At 74.7% G+C, this 10,009-nt stretch carries 5 protein-coding genes; all 5 read left to right on the plus strand.

The annotated features are described in order from the left end of the window. The first annotated feature begins 4 nt into the window (after window positions 1-4). The 5 genes from ACWEV0_RS21630 (at window position 5) to ACWEV0_RS21650 (ending at window position 9,915) form a co-directional block, all read left to right on the plus strand. Window positions 5-1,528 (plus strand): flavin monoamine oxidase family protein, encoded by a 1,524-nt coding sequence (locus ACWEV0_RS21630; protein ID WP_453150996.1) that lies wholly within the window; start codon window positions 5-7, stop codon window positions 1,526-1,528. After that, window positions 1,525-4,746 (plus strand): ferritin-like domain-containing protein, encoded by a 3,222-nt coding sequence (locus tag ACWEV0_RS21635; RefSeq protein WP_453150997.1) that lies wholly within the window; start codon window positions 1,525-1,527, stop codon window positions 4,744-4,746. The genes ACWEV0_RS21630 and ACWEV0_RS21635 overlap by 4 nt, the downstream gene beginning before the upstream one ends. A gap of 3 nt (window positions 4,747-4,749) precedes the next feature. Then, entirely contained in the window at window positions 4,750-6,465 is a 1,716-nt protein-coding gene (locus ACWEV0_RS21640; RefSeq protein WP_453150998.1) for an FAD-dependent monooxygenase, read from the plus strand. Beyond that, window positions 6,462-7,721: a cytochrome P450 gene (locus ACWEV0_RS21645; RefSeq protein WP_453150999.1), complete on the plus strand. Its 1,260-nt coding sequence runs from the start codon at window positions 6,462-6,464 to the stop codon at window positions 7,719-7,721. Before ACWEV0_RS21640 ends, ACWEV0_RS21645 begins: the two co-directional genes overlap by 4 nt. Before the next feature lie 238 nt (window positions 7,722-7,959). After that, a complete protein-coding gene (locus ACWEV0_RS21650; protein WP_453151000.1) occupies window positions 7,960-9,915 on the plus strand; it encodes an amino acid transporter in 1,956 nt (651 codons plus the stop codon). Window positions 9,916-10,009: the final 94 nt, after the last annotated feature.

A 10,009-nucleotide genomic window follows, 5' to 3' on the forward strand; every position in this document is an offset into this window, starting at 1 on the left:
TCCCTTGTCCAAGCACCGGACGCGCACCCGAGGCACGGTCACCGTCATCGGCGCGGGGATGGCCGGCCTGGTCGCCGCCTACGAACTCGAACGCCTCGGCCACCGCGTGGAGATCCTGGAAGGCAGCCGCCGGCTCGGCGGCCGCATCCGCACCCACCGCTTCGGCGCCCACGAGGGCGCCCCCTTCGTCGAACTGGGCGCCATGCGGGTGCCCACCCACCACCACCGCACCATGCACTACGTCGAGCACCTCGGACTGCTCGACCACGTACGGCCGTTCACCACCCTCCTCTCCGAGGAGAACGCCCTGCTCGCCACCAGCACCGGCCACGTCCGGCTGCGGGACGCGCCGCGCCGGCTGATCGCCGACGTCCGCGCCTCGCTCGACCGCGACGACTACCGCGAGGAGACCGTCGTGTTCGGCGCCTGGCTGGCGGCCGTCGTCGACGCCGTCGCCCCGCCCGCGCTGCGCACCGGACTCCGCGCCGACCTCGCCCGCAACCTCCTCGACCTGGTCGAGCGGGTCGACCTGACGCCCCACCTGCTCGGCGACGGCAAGGACCGCATCGACGTCCACGGGCTCTTCGCCGCCCACCCGGGCATCCGGGCCGGCTGCGGCACGCGCCTGAACAGTTTCCTCGACGACATCCTCACCGAGACCAGCCCCGGGCTGATCCGGCTCGCCTGCGGCATGGACCAGCTGGTGCAGCGGCTCGCCGGCCGGGTCCGCGGCCCGATCTGGCTGGGCCAGGAGGTCACCGGCCTGGACGTCGCCCCCGACCAGGTGCGGCTGCGCGTCGGACGCGGCCCGCTGGCCGCGCTGCGCGGCGCCGACCTGGTCCTCTGCACGGTGCCGTTCTCGCTGCTCCGCCGGATGAGCCTCGGCGGCTTCGACGAGGACAAGCTGGCCGTCGTACGGGAGGTGGATTATTGCCCGGCGACCAAGGTGGCCGTGCACGTCCGCGAGCCGTTCTGGGAGCGGGAGGGCATCCGCGGCGGCGCCTCCTTCAGCGGCGGCCTGATCCGGCAGACGTACTATCCCGCGCCGGCGGAGGACGGACCGCCGGACGGCGAAGCGCGGGGCGAGGGGCGGGGCGAGGGGTCGGGCGCGGCGCTGCTCGCCAGCTACACGATCGGCGAGGACGCCGATCTGCTCGGGAGGCTGCCGGTCCGGCAGCGGCACCGCGCGGTCCTCGACGAGCTGGGCCGGATGCACCCGCAGGTGCTGCGGCGCGGCATGGTCCGGGGCGTGGCCAGCATGGCGTGGGGCGAGCACGAGTGGACCGGCGGCGGCTGCACGATCCGCTGGGGGCAGGACGCGGCGGCCTGCGAGGAGGAGCGCCGGCGGGCGGCCCGTCCGCAGGGGCGGCTGTTCTTCGCGGGCGAGCACTGCTCCTCGGAACCGGCCTGGATCGAGGGCGCGGTGGAGTCGGCCCTGGAGGCGGTGCGGGCCATAGACCGGCGGTTCGGCGCCGGTGCCGTGGGCGCCCGCCGCGCCGCCCCGACCCGGCTGGAGGCGGCGGCATGAGCGTCTTCGACACCCCTCGCGTGTACTTCGCCGGCACCGCGCGGACCGGGCTGCCCACCGGACCGCGCGGAGCGGCCGGGGCCGGTCTGCTCGACCTGGCCACCAACAGGGTCCTGGTCCCGGAGGGACTCGCGGACGCGCCGGCCGCGGCCGTCCACGACCTCTTGCGCGAACGGGGCGCGCTCGGCGGCCACTTCTCCGGGAACGGGCACTTCTCGGTGGACGCGCGGGTGACGGCCGTGGCGGGACCGGAGGACCGGGTCTTCGCCGGGGACCCGCTCGTGGGCCGGGCCGTGGACCTGTGGGGGCACTACAACCCGTATCTGGGCACGACGGCCAACCGGGCCCGGGTCTTCGACGTCGACCCCGCCTCGGCGTGGACGACGACGCTGATGACCGGCCGGTTCGCGCTCGGCCGGCGGGGCCGCTCGCACGACTCGGGGCATGTGTGCCTGGGTGACGTGACCGGCTTCCAGCCGCCGCGCTGGCACGCCTTCGGCCGTTCGCCCGCCGTGCTGTACCAGTTCGCGATCCCGGCGGGCCCCGCGCTCGACTGGCCCGAGGGCGGCCCCGGTCCGGACTCCCCCTCCGGCTCCGGGAGCGGCCCCTCCCCGGCCGCCGTCGCGCTGCGGGCCGCCGTCGAGGCGTACGGCGGTCTCCTTGCGCAGTTCACCCTGGAGGCCGCCGGCGAGCCGGGGAGCCCCGGGCACGGTTACGAGGGGCCCGGCGACTCCCCGCAGCAGTGGCGGCTGCGCGGGGTGATCGCCCCCTGGCGGCCGGAGGAGCCGCGCACGCATCCGGCGGGCCGGCTGCTCGTCCCGTACGGCGGAGCCCGGCGGGACGCGCGGATCTGCTCCGTGCGGGTGGCGGACGACGAGGCGGTGTTCAACCTGCCGTTCGGCCGGCCGGGAGCCGCCGGCGGGGACCTTGAGCTGCGTACGGCCGTCACGGACGAGCTGGTCGCCGTGCTGCCCGCTGCCGGGCCGGACGACCAGCTGGTCGTGGCGGTGCCGGTGACCGGGCCCGGCGGCGCCCGGGCCGCCGGCGAAGGACTGTGCCTGGTGGGCGCGGACGGAACCGGCGGGCCTGCGGTGTGGCTGCGGGAGCGCGAGCGGGTCGTCGTCACCGACGAGGCCGCGCTGCTCGTCGAACACCCGGACCGGGAGCGCGGCGAGGACCACGCCGTGGAGGTCGCGGTGCGGGCGAGCGTACGGGGCCGGCCGGCGGCCCACGAGACCGTCGTCGTCCGCCAGTTCGCCAACCCACGGGCCCTGCCCGGCGCGCGCGGCGAGGACCTGACGATCGTGGAGCTGCGCCCGGGCCGACTCAAGGAAGGCAAGGCGGACCCCGAGGAGGAAGCCGCCGAAGCGGAGCCGGCGGAGTTCGGCGGCGTGTGCCGGCTGGTGACCGACGAGCGGGGGCGGGGCTGGTTCACGCTGCGCGGAGCGCGCCCCGGAACGGCGCGCCTGCTGCTCACGGCCGACACCGGCGAACTGCCGCCCTGTCCACGGGAGTCCGCCGACCGGGCCGCAGCGGCGTACGACCACGGGGACGCGCTCGGCTGGTGGGCGGGGGCGGGCGGCGCGCACGTCCGGGTGCTGCCCGACGACTGGCACCTCGACGCCGTGCTCAAGGAGGAGGCGACCTTCGAGCTGCTGCACCGGGAGGTCTTCGCGGTCTACGAGCAGCTGTACCCCTTCATGCGCGACGAGGTGTTCAGCCTCGCGGACCGGTGCAAGGTCGAGACGTACGCGAAGCTGATCTGGCAGATGTGCGATCCGGCGAACCGGGACCGCACGTACTACATGCCGCCGACCCGCGACCTCACCCTGCCGAAGGCCCGGCTGCTCCTGAAGTACCTGCGGGCGCGCTCGGCCGCCGGCGCGGTGCTCCCGGTCACCGTCCCGGTGCCGGCCGCGCCGCCGCCCCGGATCACGACGCGGGCGCAGCTGCGGGCGGCGCTGTGGCAGGCGGTCACGGTGGAGCTGGCGACCTCGCTGCAGTACCTGTACGCGGGCTACTCGCTGCCCACGCACGGCGCCGGTTTCGCGTACGTGCGGCGCGGGGTGTGGACGCCCCGGCAGCTGCGGCTGGCCTGCGGCGACGGCGGGGAGACGCTGAGCAGGGGGATCCGGGACAGCCTGTTCGAGGTGGCCCGCGAGGAGATGATCCACTTCCTGGTCGTCAACAACATCCTGATGGCGATGGGCGAGCCGTTCCACGTCCCCGCGATCGACTTCGGCACGCCTGGGCGGCTGCCGCTGCCGCTGGACTTCGCGCTCGAACCGCTCCATCTCGGCAGCGTGCAGCGGTTCGTCGCGATCGAGCGGCCCGAGCGGCTGGCCGGTGGCTCCGGCAGCGGCTCCCGCGGTCCCGACGGCGAGCGCCGCTGCGAGGGCGCGCCGTTCGGTTCGCCGAGCGAGCTGTACGCGGCGATCCGCGACGGGCTGACCCGGGTGCCGGACCTGTTCCTGGTGGAGCGGGGCCGGGGCGGCGGCGAGCACCATCTCTTCCTGGGCCGGTCGGTCGACGCCCGCCACCCGGACTACCAGCTGGAGGTCGACGACCTGCCGAGCGCGCTGTTCGCCGTCGACTTCGTCACCGAGCAGGGCGAGGGCGGGGTGCTCGACGCGCCCGGTCCCGTACCCGAGTCGCACCACGACACCTTCGTACGGCTCGGCGAACTCCTCATGACCGAACGGGCGGACGGGCCCGGCGGGCAGGGCGCGCCGTGGAATCCGGCCTATCCGGCGCTGCGCAATCCGACGCTCGATCCGGCGCACCCGGGCCGGGCGGCGGTCCGCGACCCGCACGCCCGCGAGGTGATGCGCCTGTTCAACCGCTGCTACTTCCTGATGCTCCAGCTGATGGTGCAGCACTTCGCGGAGAGCCCGGACGCGAGCCTGCGCCGGTCGCGGCTGATGAACGCGGCGATCGACGTGATGACGGGGATGATGCGGCCGCTCGCCGAGCTCCTGGTGACGCTCGACTCGGGGTGGCGGGGCCGCACGGCCGGCCCGTCCTTCGAGCTGGAGGAGCCGCCGGTGGCGCTGGCCCGGCCCGATGTGGCCCGGCGGGCGTTCGCGCTGCGCTTCGGACATCTCGCGCGGATGGCCCGGGAGTGCGCGGGGTTGCCCGACCGGGTGCCGGAGTTGATGACCTTCTACGCGGAGCAGTTCCGTGCCGGGTCGGGCGGACGTGCCGAGGGAGAGCGCTGAGTCATGAACACGACGCACGACACGACGTCGCGGCCCGCGGCCGTGTGGGAGACGGACGTCCTGGTGGTGGGCGGCGGGCCGGTCGGTCTGGCGCTCGCGCTCGATCTGGCCTACCGAGGGGTGGACTTCACGCTGGTGGAGGCGGGTGACGGCACTCCGGCCGACCCGCGGATCACCACGGTGGGGCCGCGCGCGATGGAGATGTTCCGCCGCTGGGGCATGGCCGACGTGCTGCGCGGCGCGGGCTGGCCGGACGACCACGCCCTGGACGTCGCCTGGGTGACGGCGGTCGGCGGCCACGAGCTGCACCGGCTGCCGTTCGGCACGGTCGCGACCCGTCCGCTGCCCGAGCACACCCCGGAGCCGGAGGCGATCTGCCCGCAGCACTGGATGGCGCCGCTGCTCCTCGACCGGCTCGGCTGCCATCCGGGCGGACCGGTACGGACCCACTGCCGGCTCCTCGGCTTCACCACCGGGCCGGGCGGGGTCACCGCCACGGTCGTCTCCGGCGGCGTCCGCGCCGAGGTGCGGGCGGGCTATCTGGTCGGCTGCGACGGCGCCGGGTCGTTCGTGCGCAAGGCGTCGGGGATCGGAACGCCCGAACTGCACGCGCCCCGGGTGCTGCGGAACATCCTCTTCCGGGCGCCCGAGCTGCCGAAGCTGCTCGGGCCGCGCGCCCCGCTCGTCCACTTCCTCACCTCGCCGACCGGACTGCGCTATCCGCTGCGCGCGATCGACGGCCGGGGCGTGTACCGGCTGACCGCCCCGCCGAACGGTGAACCCGCGCTGACCGTCGTACGGCGCGCGGTGCCGCTCGACACCCCGCTGGAGATCGAGGCCGACGACGAGTGGCACCTGACCCACCGGGTGGCCGACCGCTACCGCTCCGGCCGGGTCTTCCTGGCCGGGGACGCGGCCCACACCCTGTCGCCGTCCGGCGGCTTCGGGATGAGCACGGGCGTCTGCGACGCCGCCGACCTCGGCTGGAAGCTGGCCGCCGCGCTGGCGGGCTGGGCCGGGCCCGGGCTGCTCGACTCGTACGAGACCGAGCGCCGCCCGATCGCCGTGGCCGGCGTGGACGAGGCCGCCCGGAACCTGCGCCGCACCCAGGAGCGGCGGATCTCGCCCGCGCTGCTCGACGACACGCCTTTGGGCGAGCGGGCCCGGGCCGCCCTCGGCCGGGAGCTGGCGGCCTCGGACGTGCGGCGCGAGTTCGACCGGCCGGAGATGCACTTCGCGTACCGGTACGCGTCCCCGGTCGTCGCGGTCGAGCCGCTTCATCCGGTCGGGCCGGCCGGGCCGGGGGCGGCCGACGGCGGGGCGCTGAACCGCTCCACCGCGCCGGGGACGCGGGCGCCGCACGTATGGCTGGGCCCCGGGCGGTCGACGCTCGACCTGTTCGGCCACGAGTTCGTGCTGCTCGACCTCGGTGACGACGAGGGTGAGCCGTCGGCGACCGTACGGGCGTTCGCGGAGCGCCGGGTGCCGCTGCGGGTGGTGCGGTGCGCCGACCCGGAGGCCGTACGGCGCTATGAGCAGCCGTACGTGCTGGTCCGCCCGGACGGGCACGTGGCCTGGCGGGGCACGCGGCCGCCCGAGGACCCGGCGGCCCTTGCCGACCTGGTGCGGGGAGCGGCCCCGGTGCAGGGAGCGGCCCCGGAGCGGGGAGCCGACCCGGTGCGGGGAGCCGACCTGCCGCGGCGCGGAGGGGACGGATGAGCGTCGGGGCGCTGGGCGACGGGCCGGGCGGGCTGCCCGCCTTCGACCCGGCCCGGCTCGACCTGGCCGACCCGTATCCCGTCTACCGGCGCTACCGGGAGGCCGGGCCGGTGCACCCGGTGCGAGGCGCGCACGGGCCGACGACCTGGTACGTCTTCGGGTACGCGGAGGTGGCGCGGGTGCTCGCCCGCCGGGAGTTCGGGCGGGTGGCCCCGGGCGCCGGGTCCGCGGCGCCGCTGCCGCCCGGGTACGCGGTCCTGCGCCAGGTCGTCGAGAACTGGCTGGTCTTCCTGGACCCGCCCCGGCACACCCGGCTGCGGGCCCTGGTCACGCCGCCGCTCGGCGCCGGTCCGGTGGCGGCGCTGCGGCCCCGGATCCGCCGGATCGCGCGGCGGCTCGCCGACGCGCTGGTGGCGCGGGAGAGCGTGGATCTGGTGGCCGAGTTCGCGGCGCCGTTCCCGCTGCTCGTGATCTCCGGCGTGCTCGGCGTACCGGAGGAGCGGCAGGCGTGGTTCCGCGAGCGGGCGCTGGCGCTGCAGCGGGCGGGCGGGACCCGGGTGGACCGCGGCGCGGAGGGGATGGCGGCGGCGGAGCGGGCGGCCGCGGAGCTCAGCGCCTTCTTCCGGCGCGAGCTGGACGCCCGGCGCGGGCCGGGGCGGGACCGGGGGGATCTGCTCTCGGCGCTCGTCCGGGCCGCCGCCGAGGGGACCTCGCTGTCGCCGGAGGAGCAGTCGGCCACCTGCATCCACCTCCTGACGGCCGGCCACGAGACCACGACCGGCCTGATCGGCAAGGCGGTCCTGGCGCTGCTGGCCCGCCCGGAGCTGCGGGCCGGGCTCAGGGCGGATCCGGGGCTGTGGCCGGCGGCGGTGGACGAGTTCCTGCGGCACGACCCGCCGGTCCAGATGGTCACCCGCCGGGCGCTGCGCGACACCGTCCTCGCCGGGCACCCGGTCCGGGCCGGCGACCGGCTCGTCCTGGTCCTCGGCGCGGCCGGCCGCGACCCGGCGCGCTTCCCCGACCCTGACCGCCTGGACGTCCACCGGGACGCTGCACGGCACTGCGCCTTCGGCCTGGGCATCCACTACTGCGCCGGCGCGGCACTCGCCCGCGCGGAGGCCGAGACCGGCCTCGCGGAGCTGCTCGACCGGCTGCCGGCCCTCGGGCCCGGGGCCCGGCCGCGGGTGGCGGTGCGCTACGCGCCGGACTGGGTGTTCCACGGGCCGGAGCGGCTCACGGTCACGGTGCGGGAGTGACCGCATCCGCCGGATTCCCGGGGGTGGGGCCGGACTCGGAGTGTCGGCCCGGTCCAGACTCCCTACACCCTGAATCGCTCCTCATGTGACGAGCGCAACGCCCGCCGGAGGGATCTTGACGATTTCCTGACGGCTTTCGGCACGCTCCATACGAGTCCTTTGCTTACGCTGGCTCGACCGCCGTCCGTGCGATGGCCGAAAACCGACCAGCAGTGCAACGGACAGCAGGAGTCCCCCGATGGCCACCCCACCCGACACCCGTACCAGCCGCCTGCGCGCGTGGATGCTGGAAGGCCTGTCCGACATGGGCAAGGGCAAACCCTCGCGGCCCAAGGAACCGGCCGCGCACGAGGAACACAAGGGCCAGCCCTGGTGGCGGGTCATGTGCCTGACCGGTGTCGACTACTTCTCCACCCTCGGTTATCAGCCAGGTATCGCGGCCCTGGCGGCCGGCCTGCTGTCCCCCGTGGCGACGATCGTCCTGGTGATCGTGACGCTGGCGGGCGCGCTGCCGGTCTACCGGCGGGTGGCGGAGGAGAGCCCGCACGGCGAGGGCTCGATCGCGATGCTGTCGCGGCTGCTGTCCTTCTGGAAGGGCAAGCTGTTCGTGCTGACCCTGTTGGGCTTCGCGGCGACCGACTTCCTGATCACCATCACCCTGTCGGCCGCGGACGCCTCCACCCACCTGGTGGAGAACCCGCATCTGGAGTCGGCGCTGCAGGACAAGCAGGTGCTGATCACCCTGCTGCTGATCGCACTGCTGGGCGCGGTGTTCCTCAAGGGCTTCCTGGAGGCCATCGGGGTCGCCGTCGCGCTCGTCGCCGTCTACCTCGCCCTCAACGCCGTCGTCGTCGTCACCGGCATGTACCACGTCCTGACCGAGGGCCACGTGGTCACCGACTGGACCACCGCCCTGACGACCGAACACGGCAACGTCTTCGTCATGGTCGGCGTGGCGCTGATCGTCTTCCCGAAACTCGCGCTCGGCATGTCCGGCTTCGAGACCGGCGTGGCGGTGATGCCGCACGTGCAGGGCGAGCCCGACGACACCGAGGCCACGCCCGCCGGCCGGATCCGGGGCACGAAGAAGCTGCTCACCACGGCCGCGCTGATCATGAGCGTGTTCCTGATCGCCACGAGCTTCATCACCACCGTGCTCATCCCGCACCAGGAGTTCGAGCCGGGCGGCAAGGCCAACGGCCGAGCGCTGGCCTACCTGGCCCACGAGTACCTCGGCGGCGGGTTCGGCACGGTCTACGACATCTCGACCATCGCGATCCTGTGGTTCGCGGGCGCCTCCGCCATGGCCGGTCTGCTCAACCTGATGCCCCGCTACCTGCCGAAGTACGGCATGGCCCCGCACTGGGCCCGCGCCGTACGCCCCATGGTGATCGTCTTCACCCTGGTCGCCTTCCTCGTCACGTGGGTCTTCGACGCCGACGTCGACGCCCAGGGCGGCGCCTACGCGACCGGTGTCCTCGTGCTGATGTCCTCCGCCGCCATCGCGGTGACCATCGCCGCCCGCCGCGCCGGCCAGCGCGGCTGGACGATCGGCTTCGCGACCATCTCGGCGGTCCTGCTCTACGTCACCGTCGTGAACGTCATCGAGCGCCCCGACGGCGTGAAGATCGGCGCCTGCTTCATCGCCGGCATCATCCTGATCTCCCTGCTCTCCCGCCTCGGCCGCGCCTTCGAGCTGCGCGTCACCCACGTCGAGCTCGACGACATGGCCGAGCGGTTCATCCGCGACATCTCCAACCGCACGCCGCGCTTCATCGCGAACGAGCCGGGCAACCGTGACGCCGACGAGTACCGGGCCAAGAAGGACCAGATCCGCGCCGACAACGACCTCCCGGGCACCGAGGACTTCGTCTTCGTCGAGGTGACGGTCACCGACCCCTCCGAGTTCGAGGCCGGCCTCACCGTCCGCGGCGAGGTCCTCCACGACCGCTACCGCGTGCTGACCGTGGAGAGCTCCTCCATCTCCAACGGCCTCGCGGCCCTCCTGCTCCACTCGCGCGACCTCACCGGCGTCCGCCCGCACGTCTACTTCGAGTGGACCGAGGGCAACCCCTTCGCCAACTTCCTCCGCTTCTTCCTCTTCGGCCAGGGCGAGATCGCCCCGGTCACCCGCGAGATCCTGCGCGAGGCCGAGCCGGACCGGGACCGGCGCCCCCGCGTCCACGTGGGCTGACCCGCTGCAGAGGGCCACGTACCAGCGTTCGTGGCCGAGGACGAGGATCAGCGGTACGTGCAGCTCCTCGACGCCGTACTGGAGGGAGCCGAGC

Source organism: Streptomyces sp. NPDC003943, from assembly GCF_053605265.1.

Bases quoted from the DNA above. Each gene is read 5' to 3' on its own strand.
- ACWEV0_RS21640 (WP_453150998.1), top strand. From the start codon at position 4,750: ATGAACACGACGCACGACACGACGTCGCGGCCCGCGGCCGTGTGGGAG.
- ACWEV0_RS21645 (WP_453150999.1), top strand. From the start codon at position 6,462: ATGAGCGTCGGGGCGCTGGGCGACGGGCCGGGCGGGCTGCCCGCCTTC.
- ACWEV0_RS21635 (WP_453150997.1), top strand. From the start codon at position 1,525: ATGAGCGTCTTCGACACCCCTCGCGTGTACTTCGCCGGCACCGCGCGG.
- ACWEV0_RS21650 (WP_453151000.1), top strand. From the start codon at position 7,960: ATGGCCACCCCACCCGACACCCGTACCAGCCGCCTGCGCGCGTGGATG.